General features: G+C 67.5%; 14 protein-coding genes and 1 tRNA gene. 6 read left to right on the forward strand and 9 right to left on the reverse strand.

Going from position 1 to position 16,757, the window contains the following annotated elements:
* Positions 1 to 38 precede the first annotated feature (38 nt).
* Positions 39 to 1,604, reverse strand: a complete 1,566-nt coding sequence (locus ACZ5ZX_RS13315; protein WP_465502254.1) for a threonine/serine exporter family protein — start codon at positions 1,602 to 1,604, stop codon at positions 39 to 41.
* Positions 1,605 to 1,764: 160 nt separating this feature from the next.
* Here ACZ5ZX_RS13315 and ACZ5ZX_RS13320 point away from each other — a divergent pair, with 160 nt between their 5' ends.
* The 4 genes from ACZ5ZX_RS13320 (at position 1,765) to ACZ5ZX_RS13335 (ending at position 5,691) form a co-directional block, all read left to right on the forward strand.
* Complete coding sequence (locus ACZ5ZX_RS13320) at positions 1,765 to 3,342, forward strand: alkaline phosphatase D family protein (RefSeq protein WP_465502255.1); 1,578 nt, start codon at positions 1,765 to 1,767, stop codon at positions 3,340 to 3,342.
* A gap of 44 nt (positions 3,343 to 3,386) precedes the next feature.
* Positions 3,387 to 3,459, forward strand: a tRNA-Thr gene (locus tag ACZ5ZX_RS13325).
* 560 nt (positions 3,460 to 4,019) lie between these two features.
* Positions 4,020 to 5,324, forward strand: coding sequence for a pre-toxin TG domain-containing protein (locus tag ACZ5ZX_RS13330; protein WP_465502256.1), 1,305 nt, complete (start codon positions 4,020 to 4,022; stop codon positions 5,322 to 5,324).
* Positions 5,317 to 5,691, forward strand: a complete 375-nt coding sequence (locus ACZ5ZX_RS13335; RefSeq protein ID WP_465502257.1) for a hypothetical protein — start codon at positions 5,317 to 5,319, stop codon at positions 5,689 to 5,691. The genes ACZ5ZX_RS13330 and ACZ5ZX_RS13335 overlap by 8 nt, the downstream gene beginning before the upstream one ends.
* Before the next feature lie 118 nt (positions 5,692 to 5,809).
* On the opposite strand, the gene ACZ5ZX_RS13340 is transcribed toward ACZ5ZX_RS13335, so the two are convergent.
* The 3 genes from ACZ5ZX_RS13340 to ACZ5ZX_RS13350 all read right to left on the reverse strand — a co-directional run bounded on the left by ACZ5ZX_RS13340 (position 5,810) and on the right by ACZ5ZX_RS13350 (position 8,491).
* Positions 5,810 to 6,469: a DJ-1/PfpI family protein gene (locus tag ACZ5ZX_RS13340; protein ID WP_465502258.1), complete on the reverse strand. Its 660-nt coding sequence runs from the start codon at positions 6,467 to 6,469 to the stop codon at positions 5,810 to 5,812.
* 28 nt (positions 6,470 to 6,497) lie between these two features.
* Positions 6,498 to 7,607 carry an MBL fold metallo-hydrolase gene (locus ACZ5ZX_RS13345; RefSeq protein ID WP_465502259.1) on the reverse strand — a complete coding sequence of 370 codons (1,110 nt, stop codon included), beginning with the start codon at positions 7,605 to 7,607 and terminating at the stop codon, positions 6,498 to 6,500.
* A gap of 293 nt (positions 7,608 to 7,900) precedes the next feature.
* Positions 7,901 to 8,491 carry a TetR/AcrR family transcriptional regulator gene (locus ACZ5ZX_RS13350; protein WP_465502260.1) on the reverse strand — a complete coding sequence of 197 codons (591 nt, stop codon included), beginning with the start codon at positions 8,489 to 8,491 and terminating at the stop codon, positions 7,901 to 7,903.
* A gap of 119 nt (positions 8,492 to 8,610) precedes the next feature.
* Between ACZ5ZX_RS13350 and ACZ5ZX_RS13355 the strand changes: the two genes are divergently transcribed.
* Together ACZ5ZX_RS13355 and ACZ5ZX_RS13360 are read left to right on the forward strand one after the other, a co-directional pair.
* Complete coding sequence (locus tag ACZ5ZX_RS13355; RefSeq protein ID WP_465502261.1) at positions 8,611 to 9,498, forward strand: alpha/beta fold hydrolase; 888 nt, start codon at positions 8,611 to 8,613, stop codon at positions 9,496 to 9,498.
* The gene (locus ACZ5ZX_RS13360) at positions 9,479 to 9,661 is read left to right on the forward strand and encodes an MmyB family transcriptional regulator (protein WP_465502721.1); all 183 of its coding nucleotides are present in this window, start codon (positions 9,479 to 9,481) and stop codon (positions 9,659 to 9,661) included. Before ACZ5ZX_RS13355 ends, ACZ5ZX_RS13360 begins: the two co-directional genes overlap by 20 nt.
* 19 nt (positions 9,662 to 9,680) lie before the next feature.
* On the opposite strand, the gene ACZ5ZX_RS13365 is transcribed toward ACZ5ZX_RS13360, so the two are convergent.
* The 5 genes from ACZ5ZX_RS13365 to ACZ5ZX_RS13385 all read right to left on the reverse strand — a co-directional run.
* Positions 9,681 to 11,813: a transglutaminase TgpA family protein gene (locus ACZ5ZX_RS13365; protein WP_465502262.1), complete on the reverse strand. Its 2,133-nt coding sequence runs from the start codon at positions 11,811 to 11,813 to the stop codon at positions 9,681 to 9,683.
* Positions 11,810 to 12,931, reverse strand: coding sequence for a DUF58 domain-containing protein (locus ACZ5ZX_RS13370; protein WP_465502263.1), 1,122 nt, complete (start codon positions 12,929 to 12,931; stop codon positions 11,810 to 11,812). Before ACZ5ZX_RS13370 ends, ACZ5ZX_RS13365 begins: the two co-directional genes overlap by 4 nt.
* A 2-nt stretch (positions 12,932 to 12,933) precedes the next feature.
* Positions 12,934 to 13,893, reverse strand: coding sequence for an AAA family ATPase (locus ACZ5ZX_RS13375; protein WP_465502264.1), 960 nt, complete (start codon positions 13,891 to 13,893; stop codon positions 12,934 to 12,936).
* A 250-nt stretch (positions 13,894 to 14,143) separates the two neighbouring features.
* A complete protein-coding gene (locus ACZ5ZX_RS13380) occupies positions 14,144 to 14,554 on the reverse strand; it encodes a hypothetical protein (RefSeq protein ID WP_465502265.1) in 411 nt (136 codons plus the stop codon).
* A 12-nt stretch (positions 14,555 to 14,566) separates the two neighbouring features.
* The coding region (locus ACZ5ZX_RS13385) for an EndoU domain-containing protein (protein ID WP_465502266.1) at positions 14,567 to 16,757 on the reverse strand (2,191 nt) is incomplete at its 5' end.

Consider the following 16,757-nt stretch of genomic DNA (forward strand, 5'->3'; position numbering starts at 1 on the left):
CCTATCGCGCGCTCGCGCGACGGCCGGTCGTCGCGCGATCACTCCAAGCGTCGTTCGGCGGGTTCCATGGGACCCGCCATCCGCGGCCCGGCGAATTTGCGTTCGAGCCTGCCGAGGCCCGTGCGCACCGGCTGCGCCAGGTATTCGCCGAGTACCACACCCGCTGCCAGGGCAAGCCCGATCGCGACCGCGGTCATCAACGTGGAGATGTTGCCGCCCTGTTCCACCCCTAATTGGTATAGACCACGATAGGTGGACAGGCCCGGGAGCAGTGGCGTGATGCCTGACACAGCCACGACGAGCGGCGTCACTTTGAGCCGCCTGGCGAGCACGCCGCCGCAGAAGCCGACCAGTGTGGCGGCCGCCGCGGACGAGCTGACGGCCTCGAAATCGGTCAGCATCAGCGCGCCGTACACCGCGCCGCCGATGGCACCCGCCGCTCCCGCGACGATCATCGCGCGCAGCGTCGAATACGAGGCGAGCGCGAAGCAGGCGGACGCGCCGACGCTGCCGATGACGATGATCGGAAGTTGTTGCGGCGTCGAGGAGATCACCTCGGGCAGCGGCGTGAGCGGCATCTTGAGCAGCAGTGCGATCTTCAGCGCGAGTACCACGCCGGCGATCAGCCCGGCACTCATCAACGCGGTTTCCATCGTGCGCCCGGCGGCGGTGACGTAATAGCCGGTGATGGCGTCCTGCACGGCGGACACCGTGGAAAGGCCCGACAGCAGCACGGTCACCGCCGCCGCGACGACCAGTGTCGGTTTGTTCGTGGTCAGCAGGTCGCTGCTGACTATCGCCATCGCGGACAGGGTCGCGACCAGGCCGCCGATCACCTGCTGGAAGAAGAACGGCAGCGCGAAGCGGTTGAGGAACCGGCCGAGCCGGTCGATGACCGCGCTGATCACCATCGCGACCAGCGCGACGTCGAGGCTGCCACCGAGGATCAGGGTGATGAACGCGGCCAACCCGCCCCAGGCGGCCGTGGCCACCCAGCGGGGGTACGGGTGCGGCGCGGTCGTGATCCGCTGGAGTTCCTGCTGTGCCTCTTCGGCGCCGATGTTCCCGCGGACCATCTTGCGGACCAGCATCTCCGTCTGGGTGAGCCGCGTGTAGTCGAGGCTGCGCGAGCGGACCACGCGGAGTGCCGTCACGGGCGCCATGTCGGTGCCGCGGTGGCAGGTCACCGTGATCGACGTGAAGATCACGTCGACCTCACAGTGCGGGAGGCCGAGCGCGGAGGTCAGCGCGATGATCGTCGCCGTGACGTCGGAGGCGCCGGCGCCGCTCGACATCTGGACCTCGCCGACGCGCAGGACGAGGTCGAGGACGAAGTTGACCGTCGAGTCGTCCGGTGGCTTCGGGCCCATCGCCTCGCCGCCCTCGACGACCGGCTGTTCGGCGGTCGGGGCTTCGAGGATCTGCCACGCGCGACGGCGCAGCAGGTTGGGCCGGTGCGAGCGGGCCTGGTGGGTCGATCGCTCACCGTCACGCTGGCGCGGCGCTTCCAGCAGCCATTCGCCACGTTCGGGTGTTTCGTCCTGGTTCTTCTCGACACCGCGTTTGCCGTGCTGGGCCCCCTTGGTGCGCTCGTTGATCTTCATGATCGATCCACCTCCTCACTCTTCTAGTCGCCTGCTTGCCGGGACTTTCCCGAGGACCATCGGGGCCGGCGCCCCGACCGTTGCAGGTAACCCGAAGTGGCGTCCACCACGTTTGAGCAAGATCATCGCGACGAAGTCGATCTGAGGCACACTGCAAGCCATGGGGTCTTCTTTGACCAGGCGTTCGATGCTTCGCGCGGCCGGGGTCACCGCGGTCGGCACAGCGGCGACATTCACCCTTTCGGGTGCATCTACCGGGGCGGAGGCTCCGGTTTTCGCGCATGGCGTGGCTTCGGGCGACCCGATGCCCGATTCGGTGCTCCTCTGGACCCGGGTCACCCCATCGGCCGATGCCGCTCCGGGCTCCGGCAAGGGGCCGTCGGTGGACGTCCGGTGGGAGGTGGCGAAGGACGCCGGATTCGCGGACGTCGTCGCTCGCGGTCACACCGCGACCGGGCCGGAACGCGACCACGCGGTGAAGGTGACGGCAGCCGGGCTGTGCGCCTCGACGGCGTACTTCTACCGGTTCACCTCGCGCGGGAAGGTCTCGCCGATCGGGCGGACGCGCACCGCGCCCGCCCACGAGGAGGACGTCGCGCGGCTGCGCTTCGGCGTGGTCTCGTGCGCGAACTGGGCTGTCGGTCACTTCGCCCCCTACGGCTACCTGGCCGGTCGCGACGATCTGGACGCCTTCATTCACCTGGGTGACTACCTCTACGAGGGGAATCCCAACCCTGCCGCTGATCTTCGGCCCTCCTTGCCGCCCAACGAGCTCATCACACTGTCGGACTACCGGCAGCGTCACGCGATGTACAAAACCGACGACCACCTCCGGCGGCTTCATGCCCGCCATCCCATGATCGCCACCTGGGACGACCACGAGGCAGCCGACAACGCCTGGTCCGGCGGGTCGCCGTCACACGATCCGGCGACCGAGGGCAGCTGGCTCGATCGGATGCGGGCGGCGCACCAGGCGTACTTCGAATGGATGCCGGTGCGGCATCGCGGGGACAGGCTGTACCGGCGGCTGAAGTTCGGGAAACTGGCCGACCTCACCATGCTGGACCTGCGGACCTACCGGACCCGGCAGCCCGCGCCCGGCTCCGCCGAAGACCCGGCGGGCACGATCCTCGGCGCCGACCAGCGGCAGTGGTTCCTCGAAGGCCTCGCGCACGGCACGGCGTCGTGGCAGGTGATCGGGAATTCCGTGATGGTCACGCCGCTCAAGGTCCCCCAGCTGCCCGCCCGCGAACGGCTCGCGCTCGGCGACCTGCTCGACGGCCAGCCGACCACGGTGAACACCGACCAATGGGACGGCTACACCGCCGACCGCCGCCGGGTACTGGACGCCATCGCCGCACGAGGACGGGGCAACACGGTGTTCCTGACCGGCGACGTCCACTCGTCGTGGGCGAACGACGTGCCGCGCGACGGGACGAGCGTCGCGGTGGAGTTCGTCTGCCCGTCGGTCACCTCGGACAACATCGACGAGCAGCTCGGCGTCCCGCCGCGGACCGGCTCGCTCAAGGTCGAGGCGGCGATCCGCGCGCTGAACCCGCACGTGCGCTTCGTGGAACTCGACTCGCACGGCCCCGGCGTCCTCGAAGTGACGCCGGACGCCGTCCAGATGAACTGGTACTACGTCGCCGACCGGCGCGACCCGGCGACCGCCGTCACCTTCGCGCACGCCTTCCGGACGGTTGCCGGGGAACCCTGGGTGCGCCCTGCGAACGGCTGAGCGGGCGCCGATATACTGGCCTTGCCCGGGCTGCCCTGGGCGAGGCCGCTATAGCTCAGCTGGTAGAGCATCTGTCTTGTAAACAGAAGGTCAGGGGTTCGAGCCCCCTTGGCGGCTCAACATCAAAATAGCCTTTGACCTGCCTGAACCTGGCACAGCGGCGAACGTCGGCGGCGGAGCGCGATCCCGGCGCCCGCTACGCCGACGGTCGTGGGCATGTTCGTGACCAGGTCAGCAAGATCATCCCCAGGTCGCGCCAAGCGGGAAACTGCTCAACCACTGCGATTGCCTCAATCCGAGCTTGCGGAAATTGTCCGAGCGACCTTTCGTCTTCGCCCATGAACTGGCAACGGTCGTGGCGGGAATGTGAGTGCCGCAGCCGCCGCGGAGCGGTTTGCCGGAACTGATCGCCGAGCTGTTGAAGGCAGGCTGGGATATCCCCGTGGTCCTGGCGGATGCGGCAAGCCCACGGAATTCGTGTTGCCCTCTCTCCGCGCCATCGAGGCCCCGCAAGAAGACGACGTAGATGACGCGACAACGAGATCGGATCCAAGCATCCTTCAAAACGAGATTTGCCGCATTTTGTGTCTGCCGACACAAATTGTTTTGTTGCTCATGGGGATTCCGTGGCTGTGTCTTACGCTCCTCTCCGCTGAACAGGAGTCGAAGGGGGACAGGTGCGTTTTCGTGCTCGGGCCACACGTCGAGGGGGCGTCGTCGGCCTCGTCGCCGCGATCGTCACGATGCTTCTGGCGATACCTGCTCCCGCCCAGGCCGCCGGCATCTGCGACCGGCATCCGGAGCTGGCGGTGTGCAAGGCCGCCGACCGGGCCAAGGCGGCGCTTGCCGTGGGCAAGTCGCTCGCCCGCACCGAACTGGGCGGCCTGGTGCTCGGACACCTGCGCCAGGGCATCGGGCAGGTCACCGGGCACGCGCTCGAGCAGGCCACCCAGACCCTGGACACGATCAGCAAGGCGATCGACTCCGGAGACCCTGATCAGGTGGATCAGGCCCTCGCCCAGCTCGACGAGTCACTGCAGCAGCTGCGCGACACGGTGGTCGCGACGACGGTGGTGGTGAAGTCGCTGCCCACGCTGGTCGCGATCGCCAAAGACGCCATGGCGCAGGTCAAAGCGTTCCCGGAGCTGGACATCCACGTCGACGTGGCCGCGCTGGAAGCCAACAACCGCGGCCTGGAAGCCACCGCGGCCGGTATCGCGCTGGCCGCGGCCCAGCTGAACGAGAGCGCCGTCCAGATCCGCGCCGGCATGGCCAAAGCCGATCGCGATTTCGCTGGAGCCAAGCGTGATCTGGACTCGGCGAACAAGATCCTCGCCGAGGCGAACCGGACCCTGGACAAGTTCAAGTCCACGCCGTGGATGCCGGTGGGCGGGTTGTCGCTGAAGGGCATCACGTTCGACTTCGACGAAGCCTTCGGCCACCCGACTCGTTCGGGCTCGCTCAATCCGGACGTCGCGGCGGTCCTGTCAGCGGTGACGGACTTCATTCCCGGGGTCGGCAGCATCAAGAGCGCCGTCGAGGCCATCGTGGGGAAGGACGCGTTCACCCAGCAGGAACTCGACGGCTTCGAACGCGCCCTCTATGGCATGGCCGCCGTCCCGGTGGCCGGCGGAGCCCTCAAGAAGCTTGTCGCGGTCGAACGGGCGGCCAAGGTCTCGCGCGGGATCGAACTCGCGGCCAAGAACGGCGCCAAAGGTTGGCGTTCTTCGTTCGACGCACTGCCCCAGGGCAAGAACAGCGGCGTCAAAACCGTGTCGAAAGTCGCCGACCTGCGGACACTGTTCGACCATTGGACCGCAGGCGCGCAGAGGCTTCCACCACGAGGAGACAAGATTCCCGACGTGTTCAAGCTGCAGGACGGCACGACCATCCAGTGGCGCCAGACGTCGAAGACGGGTGGCGAAACAATCGACATCGCCACGTCGGACGACAAGAGGTTGAAGGTGCATGTCGATGAATGAGCCGCGGGCGCGGGAATTGCGCGAGATCGAACTGGTCGTGGCCCCGACGATCGAGGAAGGACTCGACGATTGGGTCCCGGTCGATTCACTGATCTGGAACACCTTTCAGGTCGTCCCCAGGGACAGCGACCGCTTCGCGGGATTCTTCACCTCCGTGCTCGACTATCTGCTTCGCGAAGACCTGATGGTCGTCGGAGACATCGGCGACACGGGGTTCGAGCCGTGGACGTCATCCATCGAGGACACCGTGGAGCGGGTCGTCCGCGACTGCCAGGCAGTCGACTGGTCCGCCGGACTGGGTTTGTGCTGGCTGTCGAACACCCCAAAAGGAGACCAACAGGCCCAACGAACGTCAGGAGAGGGCTGACCGGCACGGCGGCCAAGACACCCGGCTCTCTCTGACCGGCCTCGCTGTGGACTGGCGATGATCGGAATTCCGAGATCGACGGGGCGCAGCTTTCGCTGCCGTGCCGAAAGTTGTGGGTTCAGCGGATTCGTGCGGCGGACGGTGAGCGCCAGGGCGTTCCGCGGCGTTCGTGGACGAAGAGTCGTTCGATGGCGTGAGCGACCTGTGAGCCGTATTCGCGGTCGAGCAGGTAGAGGCCGAGATCCAGCCCTGATGTCACGCCGCCGGCGGAGACCAGGTCGCCGTCGTCGACGATTCGCGCGTGGACGGCATGCACACCCGTGGCTTCGAGTGCTTCCATGCCGAGCGGATGGGTCACGGCGTGGCGGCCTTCGATGAGTCCGGCCATGGCCAAGGCGAGCGAGCCTCCGCACACGGTCGCCACGGTCACGTCGGGATTGGCCAGTGCCTGCTTGATCAGCGGCGTGGCGGCGCTCTCGACGAACCTTCCCAGCAGGGCGGGGATCGTTTCCTCGTCGTCGGGGTCGCCGTCCACCGGCCCGGAGGCACCCGGGACGACGAGGTAGCCCGGCCTGTCCGGGTCGAGGGCGCCGGTCGCTTCCAAGGCCATGCCGCGGGTTCCCGACACGACCCGGCGGGCGCCCTCCGCGGAGACGAACTCGACGTGCAGTGTTCGGCCGGCCTCGTCGCTGCCGGCGGCCAGGACTTCGAACGGCGCGATCGCGTCCAGCGGGTCGAACCCGTCGAACAACACGATTTGCGCGGCTTGGGTCGTCAACGGGACTCCTTGTGCTGGTGCCGGTGGTTCAGTTCGGGTGGACGTTCAGGCTTTGGAGATCGGTGCCGACGATGAGGCGGCCGGAATATCCCCGCTGCGCCTGCCTCCACCGCGTCACGGGATTGTTCGCCGGGACGAGGTGGGTGAGCACCAGGGTTCTCGCGCCGGCGGGTTCGGCGACTTGGGCCCCGACCTGCTCGATCGTCGTATGCGACGAAAGCAGGTGCTCGCGCAACGCTTTGGCTGTCTCGGGTGGCAGGACGGAGACGATCCGTTCGACGAATTGCACGTCGATGACCTCGTGGACGAGATAGTCGGCGTCGCGGGCGAGGTCGATGAGGTTCTCGCTGACCGTCGTGTCCCCTGAGACGACGATCGACCCGTCGGGAGTGTCGAAACGGTAGGCGAAAGCCGGTGCCGTGGGGTGATGGTCGACGAGGGTCGCCGTGATCTTGACGTCGCCGTCCTGCCAGATGTGGATGGGGGCGGGGAGTCGCGGTGGCCTGCCGTCCGGATCGGGCGTCCAGATTCCGGTCAGATCGATGTCGTGGAGCCGGAACAGGTTGTCGGGCCCGGGAAGTGCGCTGTCCCGCGCGCGGTCGTTGAGGTCCGTCGCGAAGGCTTGGCGGAGGTAACCGGTCATGCCGGCGAGGCCGGGTGTCGGATCGCCGGGATTCACCACCGGTGGTTGCGGCCTCCCGGGAGGGAAGACACGGGGCAGAGTGCTCCGGTCTCCCGGCCCCCACACCTCGATGGGCGGTGTGGTGCGGCCGATCGAATTGGACATGCCGGTGCTGTACAGCGCGGGCCAGTCCGTGACGTGGTCACTGTGGAGATGGGTGAAGAACAGCCCGCGTACGTTGCCGAGCATGTTGCCTTCGTCGACGCCTGGCGGTAATCCGGCTTGCGCCAGACGTTGATAGGCACCCATGCCCAGATCGACGACGTAGACGCGGTCTTGATAGACGACGGCGGTGGACGTCCCGGACCTTCGGTGGTCGAGAACTGTCGGGCCGCCCGCGGTTCCCAAAAGGACAAGCCGGGTCCGGCTTGCCTCGCCGCCGGCGTCCGTGCGATCGGGAGCCGCGGTGGCGATTCCCGTTCCCGCTGCCAGCGATCCCGCGGCGGTCGCTCCCATGACCTTGAGGAAACGACGGCGACTGGAACCATCCTGTGCCTGAGCCTCGCTCACGGCACGGGCGATCACATCACACATGGTGCTCTTTCCGTCGAGTACGCCATCGGTCGGCAGAAGAAGCCTCCGAACCTGACACCGACATTAAGCAGCTTTGAACCGGCTCGACACTCGTTTGTGGACAACTATCAGCGGGATATGGCCAAGTGTCGCGATTGTGGGTGCCTGTTCGCTGGGGTGGCGGGTGGAGCTTTGAGCACGTGAGCGCGGTGGGCACGTCACCTTTGTCGACGGTTTCAGTTCCGGGCGTGCAACGCCTGCGAGAGAGCGCTCATGCTGATGTCGATCACCGTGCGGAGCTGCTTCCGGCGCGCCCCGGCCCGGCTCATGACGGCCAGCGACTGGTTGACCGCCGCGAGGTGAACGGCGAAGTTGTCGGCGTCGCCGACAGTCAACTTCGCGCTGCGCAAGGCGGTTCGCAGCCGCGCTTGCTGAGAGTGCAGAGCTTCGAGAGCGCGCGCGGCGATGTCAGGGCGCAGCACCGGTGTCGTCATCACCGTCTGGGCGACCAGGCAGCCGTCCGGCAGGTCGGGGTCGGCGATGCGCTTCAGTGTGACGTCGAAGAACTCCCGTATCGCCCGCGGTAGATCCTCGGGCGCCTTTGACAGCGCGCGGTCGTACCTTTCCCCATAGCGCGTCGCGTAGCGGTCCAGACAGCGCAGGTAAAGCGAGTCCTTGTCCCCGAGCGAAGAGTAGATGGAACTGCGGTTCAATCCGGTCGCACTGGAGAGATCGTCGAGAGACGTGTCGGCGTATCCGGCTCGCCAGAACTGGACCATCGCCGCGTCGAGCGCGACGTCCACATCGAACTGCTTCTTGCCTGCCATCACGCACACACCTCGTTCCCGAGCCAAGCCGTCGTGCCCTGCCCATCGCATCTTGAACTATACAGTTCAAGATGAGTTAGGCTTGAGACACGACCGATGGCCAGAACTCGATCCCCGGGTTGCCGCTGCACGACCTCGCGGGATTCACCCACCGCTGGATCGACGCGGAAGGCATCCGGCTTCACGCCGTGGAAGGCGGTCAGCCGGACGGCCCCACCGTCGTCCTGCTCGCCGGATTCCCGCAGACCTGGTTGGCTTGGCGCAAAGCGATGCCGGGCCTTGCCGGGCGATTCCACGTGATCGCGATCGATCTGCCAGGACAAGGCCACTCCGATCGTCCTCACGACAGCTACGACACGCATACCGTCGCTTCGCGCGTCCACGCCGCGGTGAACGCGCTCAACGTGACGGAATATTGGCTCGTCGCCCACGACATCGGAGCCTGGGTCGCCTTCTCGATGGCGCTGAAATACGAAGAACGCCTCCACGGTGTCGCTCTGCTTGACGCCGGGATTCCCGGAATCACCCTCCCGGACGCGATTCCCACCGATCCCGACCAGGCCTGGAAGACCTGGCACTTCGCGTTCCACCTGGTGCCAGAGCTTCCGGAGACGCTGCTCGATGGTCGCGAGCGTGCCTACGTCGACTGGTTCTTGACGGTCAAAGCACTGTCCCAGAACACGTTCGACAGTGCCGAGATCGACCATTACGCCGCCGCTGTCGCGGCCGAGGGTGGTCTTCGCGCGTCTCTCGCCTACTACCGCGACGCCGCGGAATCGGCGCGTAAGAATCTTGACGCTCTCGGACGACAGCATTTGACCGTCCCGGTCCTGGGGATTTCCAGCTCCCATGGCTCGATCCCCGACATGGCCGCTTCCCTCAGCCCCTGGGCGGACAACGTGACAGGTGTCGTCATCCCCGATGCCGGCCACTTCATCCCCGACGAGCGGCCCGACGCGGTCGTGGACGCGTTGACCGCGTTCATCGATCAGGCCGGCCGGGGATGAGGGTCACGCCGTCTCGGCTAAGCGGTTCGACCACCCCGACGCCGGCCGCCTCACCTTGCGGCGCCAGACCCTCATCGTCGCCGGAGCCGAGGACCAGACGATCATCGTCTACCAGCCGGAGCCCGGCAGCGCTTCGGCCGACGCCCTGGCAACGCTTTTCTAGGCCGTGTCCCGCTTCCCGTTCAGGAGTGGCCGGGCAGCAACGTGCGCGGGTTCACGGCGGCGCGGAGCCGGGCTCGCAGGCCACGCTTGGCCAGGCCGCGCCGGACTTCCCGTACCGCTGCCCACGCCTGCGGTCCGGAGTGCGGGCCGGTGCCGACACCTGACCACAGCGCGACGTCCACTGTGGACGCCAACAGGCGCAATCCCTCCACTGTGGACTGATCGACGGTGCCGTGAGCGGCCGCCGCCAGGTCGCGGACCGTCATGCCCGCGGTACACGGGACGCGGTTCTCGCGTAGCCGGTCCTTGACCTCCCGGCAGGCACCGAGCACCGCGCCGATGCCCGGCTGACGTCGTCGTCGCCACGCGCGTGCGCCCTTGGCCAGCGGGATCCCGGCGAACCACGCCACCATCAGCGCCACGAGCGCGATCAGGACCGGGCCGGACGGGAACGTCCAGCCGCCGTCTCCGGTGAAGCCGTCACCGGGTCCCGAATCGCCGCCGGGCAGCGGCCGATCCTGTAGCTGCTCGGCCGGTGGCAGCTGCGTTCGCGCCTGCGCGGTCACCGCCGCGAGGCTGTTCGCGCTGCCTGTCGTGGCGCGCGCCTCGCCCGTCGGATCCAGCGCCACCCAGCCGACGCCGGAGACGGCGACCTCCGGCCAGGCCACGGCATCGCCGTTGCGGATGGTGTAGCCGCCGTTGGCATCCGGCTTGTCCGGCGTCCGGAAGCCGACCACCAGCCGGGCCGGGATGGCGAGTGTCCGCGCGAGGGTGACATACGCGCTCGCGAACTGCTCGCTCGTGCCCAGTTTGGTCTCGAACAGGAATTTCCGCAGTTGTGGCCAGCCGTGCCCGCTCGGCAGGTCGGCTCCCGTCGCCAGCCGATAGCGCTCGCGTAAGAACCGTTCCAGCGCGAGCGCGATCCGGAAGCTGGGGCGCAACCCGCCGACGGCTTCACGCGCGAGCCTGCCGACCTCCGGCGGCACGTCGCCGATGCCCGCGAGACCGCCGGGAGCGGACGGGTCGAGCGCCGCGTCGAGCAGATCCGCCGGGTTGATCTCCGGTGACCACCAGCTCAGGGAGTACTGCCGCGGGCCGTCGGCAGGGCGCGGTAACCAGAGCGTGCCCTGTGATTCCTCGACCAGCGGAGCGATCCCGTCGACCGCCGCGGGCCACGTCTGGCTGGGCAGCCACGGCCCGGCCAGGCCGCTCGTGGTGACCGTCGCCGATCGCCGGTGCGTGGGCACGGCCACCGCCGGACCGGGCGTCAGCTCGGTGCCGAGCCGCCGGTAGCGGCCGCCGGGGCTCCAGTTCACGCCGTCGAAGTCGTCGAAAGCGACCAGTGGCCAGCGGTCGGTGTCGGCGTCGCCGCGGAAGGAGAACACCGGCGTGTCCGGATGTTCCAGCCGGTAGGCCAGATCGTCCAGCGGGTTCGCGACCCGCGCGTCGAGTTCGGCGACCTGATCCTGTTTCAGCGAGTACGCCGGACCGGGCGCGGGCACGAGCAGATTCGCGACGAGCGCCCCGGCGATGCCGAATACGAACGCGGGTATGGCCAACGCCAGCATGGGCGCTTTCCTGCGGTGGCCTTCCACGTCCGCTTGCGGCATCAGGGCGAACACCCCGCCCGCGACAGCCGCGTACGCGAGGCCGCCGAACAGGGCCGTGAACCCGGACATCGCCTGGAAAAGCTGGCTCACCACCACGACGGTGAAGCTCGGAAGGAGTGCCAGGATCGGCCGCCTCAGCCGGAGCAGCTCGACCCCGAACACCCCGGCCAGCAGCACCAGCAGCGGGACGAACAGCAGTGTGGACGGCTCCGGTCGCGCCGGCCAGGTCGACTGCAGCGCGAGCCGCCAGGATTCGGTGACGCCGTCCGCGAGCGCGGAAACCGTGGCGCCGGTGGGAAAACCGGCGGCCGTCGTCGAATGGAGGACGGTCTCGATCACCCCGGCCAGCCCCACGGCCAGCAGCGACAACGCCCGCCACGGCGCCAGTGACACCCGGCGCGCGCACAGCTCGGTGACACCGAAGGCCAGAATCAGCGGGACGCCGAGGGGGGCGAGCAACGCCGTCACGCCGAACACCGGGGCGAAGAACAGCCCCGCGACCGCGGCGGCCAGCAGGATCAACGCGATGGTGGGGCGGTTCATCCCACCACCTCGTTCCATCTGCGGACCGCGTGCGCGGCGTCGGCGGCGTTGAGCACGCGGACGCCGGGAACGACGATCGGCTCGGCCGCGGCGAAGTCGACGAGGAACAGTGAGGAATAGCGCGGCCGCAGTGCGCTCAGCCCGTCGAGCGTGCCGGTGGTGACGGCCATCAGACAGCCGCCCTGGTCACGTGCGGCCGCCAGCTCGCGCGTCACGAGCGTTTCCCCGGTGTCCTGGCCGATCTGGCACAGCTCGTCGAGCAGAAGCCGTGAACCGAGCGGGCCGCCGGCGGTGGTGAGGTCGAGACCGCCGGAACCGACGAGCCGGGTGTGATGCCCGGCCATCGCGGAGGCGTGCAGCAGCGACGCGGCGAGGTCGACGGCTTCTTCGAAGACCTCGGGGGTGAAGGACGCTCGGCGGGTGTCGAGCAGAAGTGTGAATCGCGGCTGCTGCGGATCGGCGTAGTCGCGGACCATCATCCGGCCGGTCCGCGCGGTGGCCTTCCAGTGCAGGTGCCGGACTTCGTCGCCAGGCTGGTACTCGCGGACGTCGCGCAGGTCGAGCGAGCCGCGCAGTGAGTCGGTCGTCCTGCCGTCGTGGTGATGGCGCGGGTAGGCGCCGATCAGGGCGCGCGCGGGATACCGGCGCGGATGGACCCAGAGTTCCGCGGTCTCGCCCGCGGAAAGCCGGTTCCTCGCCAGGCCGAACGGGTCCACCCGGTGCAGCGTCAGCGGCCCGACCGGGAGCCTGCCCCGGCGGCCGGTCGGCAGTTCGTAGCGGTAGGTGGCTTCGGCGTCTTGGGCGAGCGACCGGACGCGGACGGTCTGGACGGCGGCGCCTGCCTTGTCCCACGCGTCGAACCCGCGCTGGCGACGCCCGGCGAGGTTGCGGACCGTCAGCTTCGCGAGCGCCGGGCGTCCGCGTTCGACGCGGTCCGGATAGATCTCGCGGGAGACGTCGACGCGCAGACCGCGTGCGGTGACGACGACCGCGGCCACCACCGCGGCGAGCCCGACGGCACCCATGACGCGGAACAGCGGGTAGCCTGCCCATTCGGCGACCGCGAGCAGCAGTATCGACACCACGAGCAGGACCACTCCGCGGGCGGTCAGCCGCATGGTCAGCGGCCCGCGTGGTTCATCGCCGGCGCCGGGACGGCCGCGAGCACCTCGGCCACGATGTCCGCGGGGCCACGCTGGTTGAGTTCGGCCTCGGCGGTGAGCACGAGCCGGTGCGCGAGAACCGGGATGGCGACTTCCTTGATGTCGTCGGGGGTGACGAATTGGCGGCCCCCGGTCGCGGCGATCGCCTGCGCGGCGCGGACGAGCGCGATGCTGCCGCGCGGGCTCGCGCCGAACCGTACGGCGGAGTGCACCCGGGTGGCCGCGGCGATCCGGGCCGCGTACTCGCAGACAGCCTGGTCGAGGTGACCGGCGCGGACTTCGGCGATGGCGTCCAGCAACATCGGGATGTCGACCACGGCAGGCAGGTCGTCGGCGGAGACCCCGGCGCAGTCACCCATGATCACCATGACCTCGGACTGAAGATCCGGGTAGCCGACCGAAAGCCGCATCAGGAACCGGTCGAGCTGAGCTTCGGGCAGCCGGTAGGTGCCCTCCATCTCGATCGGGTTCTGGGTGGCGATGACGAGGAACGGCCGCGGCACCTCATGCCCCACGGCGTCGACCGTGACCCGCCGCTCGGCCATCACCTCGAGCAGCGCGGACTGCGTTTTCGGGGTACCACGGTTGATTTCGTCGGCGACGACGATATTGGAGAAAACGCCGCCGGGGTGGAACGCGAATCGCTCGTCCTTCTGGTGATAGACGGTGACGCCGGTGATGTCGCCGGGAAGCAGATCCGGAGTGAACTGGATCCGGCTCCAGCTGCCGCCGATACTGCGGGCGAGGCAGCGGGCCAGCGTGGTCTTGCCGAGGCCGGGGACGTCCTCGATGAGCAGGTGTCCCTCGGCGAAGAGCGCGGCCACGGCGAGCCGGACGACCTCCGGCTTGCCGCGGATCACCCCCTGGATGTTCGCCGCGATCAGTTCAAAGGCCTCCCCGGCCTTGGACTTGCTCACCTTGCCCCCTGAGAAGTCGATCCCGTTGGACCGTTCGGCTCATCATGCCACCGGCTCAGCGTAATCGGCTAGGTACAGGAACGGTCTTTCCGCAGTACATCGGCGGTCTGCTCCGCCGTGGACAGCGTCACTCCCGGCAGGAACATGCGGGGTGATGGCAGCACGGCTGTCGCCGCGTGTCCAAGCGGCCCGCCCGGCCTTGCTGCCGGGCGGGCCAAGCGTGCGAATCAGATTTGCCGCACTGATGCGTTCACCACGGTAGTCGCGGTTCCCGGTTGTGGAATTTCAGGAAATCCCGCTTGCCCTCTTCGATGACAGAATCGCGCAGCGCGTCCCAATAAGAGCGCATGATGCTGAGGAGGGTCTCGACCGGCACAGTTCCGTTCAGGTGATCCATGAATTTGTTCTCAATGTCCACCTGTTCCTTGCCTATCGTCACATCCCAGGCGTTGCCGCTCGCTTCATGCGGTTTGCCGTCGTGTCCTGAACGAAGTTTCTCGATAGCGTCGAGTAATTCGATCAGATGCTCGCCGTCGCCTTGGACGTCCGAGATCAACCACTGCCCGACCAAGTCCGCTTCGCTGCCTTTGCGTGCCGCGTACCGGAGATAGCCCTTTTCGTCGCTCCAGATCCTGATGTCCTGCGCGGGCGTGATGGTCATGATTCACCTCGATCAGTTGTTGCGCCGGACAGGAAACGCTGTCTTCATCTCTCCGGTCGCTGGATTATAGTATCCCTTGATCTCGATGCCGCGGTATACGGCCGACCATTCGCCGGTTTCCGGGTCGATGTCGCGGGGCTTGGCGAAGGCACGTTCGACGGCGCTCCGCACCTGGGACTCGGACCAGCGATCGGGAAAGAAGGTGCTCTTGGATCGCTTCCATACCCAATTATTTCCGTTCCAGTCTCGCCTGACCACCGTGCCAGTGTAGACGCCGTTGGCGTCGGGCTTGGTTTTGTTGATGGTCTTCCAGCCGAAATGATCTTTTCCGCCTGGGCGATGGTGGTATCCGGTGGTCTTGCCGTCCTTGAATTCGCCTTTCAGGATGTGTTCCATCTTCGACTCGGGAATGTGCCTGCCGACCGTCGGATGGCGGGTATCGTCGGCACAGCTCTCACTATCCGCGTTGTGCGTGAGAACGTCTTGGCCGCCGACGTTGACGTAGTACGTGTGCAGGCCCTCGATGGTGAGGTTGTGCACCTGTTGCTGTTGTTTCCACTCGTGCACGGCGACGACCTGCAGGAGGCGGCCGTCGGGGGCGCGGAGCAGGTCGCCGCGGTCCAGGTCCTCGGCGTCGGTCCAGCGGCCGGTGTTGGCGACCCAGAACGGGTGTTCGTCGGTGGCCGTGACGGTGCCGGTTGCGTTGCCCCGGTCGCCGTCGGTGTCGACGGTGATCCGTACCAGTTCCTTGAGGCCCTGGCCGGGAATGAGGTTGACCACCGGCCGGGCCTGGGTGAGGCCGGTGACGGGGTCGGTGGAGAGTACGCGGTCGCCGAGCCTGACCTGCTCGATCGGTCTATAGGTGCCATCGGCCAGCAAGACGGGGGTGCCAGGGACGAAGCTGTTCGGCGTGGGGCACCGGGGCGCCTTGTCGGCCGAGTCCCGCGATTCCGGAGGGGTCTTCGTGTCTGATTCCGGTGTCCGGTCGCTCGACCGCTGCTTGGGTTCGGCGTCGCCGGATTTCGGCGACGGTGGGGTATCGGTGTCCCGCCGAGGTTTGTCGGCGGCTCGACGAGCAGGGGAATCGCCGCGGGGCAACGTGGGCAGCCCGGTCACCGGGGCAGGCAGCACCCTTCTGCCTCGCCCGTCCTTGTCCGGCGACCGGGTCGACGTCCCTGGCGCGGTCGTGTCCGCCTTGGAACCGTGGCCGTTCGCCGAATCGGCGGCGGGTGGCGTGGTGTCGGCTCGATCTGGCGAATTCTGTGGGCTTGGTGTTCCAGTGACACCGTCCGGGCGGGCAGGGAGGTCGCCGGACGTGGGACTTTCCGCCCCTGATCCTTTGCCGGGCTCACTGTCCGGCCGCGGCCTGGCGATGGTGCCCAGATCGGGTCCCCGGCCGCCGGACAACGCCTCGGCCGCGTTCAGCACTCTCTTGCCAACGCCGACACCGGGGATGAACATGGTGCCGATGTCGACCGCCGCCCGGCCGACGACACGTTCCGGCTTGTCGCTGTTCCAGTCCTCCTTGTAAGGGCGGACGACTTCTTCCACCACCTTGCCGGGATTTCGCACTACCTCGGCGACGGCTTCGCCGCGTTGCTTGATGCGTTTGTCGGCCGCGCGCCACTCGTCACTGTTCGGATCGGCCTCGGACCACGTCGTGGCGTCCTGGTTCGCGTCCACGAAGCCCTTGATAGCGGGCGGAATCGACTCCAAACCCTCCACGATGGTTTCCCTGGCCTCGTCGAGCACGTTGCCGACGAGATGGTCCCTCGGGTCCTTGTCCTTACCGATCTTCATGATTTTCCGCAGGTCGACCGGCTGGCCGGAGCCGCCTTTGCTGCCGACGGGGATGTTCTGGCGTGGTGTGGGTTTTTCCTGTGGTTTTTCTGTTTTGGGGTTGTTGGTGTTCCGTTGTGTCTGTTCGGCTTGCTGGTCCTTGTCGGACTTCATGATTTTGCGTAGGTCGACTGGTTGGCCGGAGCCGCCTTTGCCTCCGATGGGGACGCCTTGGCGTGGTGGAGTTTTCTCTTGTGGTTTCTCTGTCTTGTTTTCTTCGGTCTTGCTTTGTGTTTGTTTGTTTTCGTGGCGCCGGTCGTTGTCGGTTTTCATGATTTTGCGTAGGTCGACTGGTTGGCCGGAGCCGCCTTTGCCTCCGATGGGGACGCCTTGGCGTGGTGGAGTTTTCTCCTGTGGTTTCTCC

It is taken from the genome of Amycolatopsis sp. NPDC033938 (genome assembly GCF_055575975.1).